The sequence below is a fragment of the Vibrio sp. 1727 genome (genome assembly GCF_033344415.1).
Lineage (GTDB): Bacteria > Pseudomonadota > Gammaproteobacteria > Enterobacterales > Vibrionaceae > Vibrio > Vibrio alginolyticus.
The window spans coordinates 1-665 of sequence record NZ_JAWPOT010000323.1; the positions used below are offsets into that span (position 1 = coordinate 1).

Annotated in this window: 1 protein-coding gene; it reads right to left on the bottom strand. The window is 48.9% G+C overall.

What is annotated here, in order from left to right:
• Positions 1-665: translocation/assembly module TamB domain-containing protein (locus R8O10_RS25510; RefSeq protein ID WP_318191995.1), on the bottom strand; the 665-nt coding region annotated here is incomplete at both ends.

Consider the following 665-nt stretch of genomic DNA (forward strand, 5'->3'; position numbering starts at 1 on the left):
CACCGTCACTTGAGAGTCATCACCCGAGCCTGCCGTATCAAGCTGTAAATCTTGTACGCCAAAGGCTTCACCGATTTCTCCAACAACACGACCGCTTTTCGCCAAACTCAGACCAATTAATGTGGTCGTCATCGCGTTACCACCCGACTCACCATCAATATCTTGACCACGAAGCAAGTAAGACAACGCGTTCGCTTGTGGCATCGCAGGCTCCGAGAAAATTTCCACACTCGGATCGGAAGCTGGGCCAGTCACACGCACACCCGCGATCACATCGTCTTGAGTATTGTCAGGGTTACGAATCGCTTTGATCGATACATACGGTTGATCCGCTGGACCGTTCATTAAGATCTTACCTTCTTCGATCACCAAATCTTGACCAAATGAACGGTAAGAACCGTCAACGATGTTTACCTCACCAACGATGAATGGTCCTTTGTCTTTTTGTGTCACGTTAAGGCTACCTTTCAAGCCGCCCTTCAAGCCAAACGCCGCAAGTTGGAAGTCATCACCAATCTTGATGTTGATGTCCGTTTCGACGTTGAATGGCATAGCCGTCACTTCATCAACTGGCTGTAAATCCTTGTTCAAAATCACGGTATCACTCGAAACACCAACCGCACTTGGTGGCAGTTCCTCAATGACGATACGCCCCCATGGCAGAT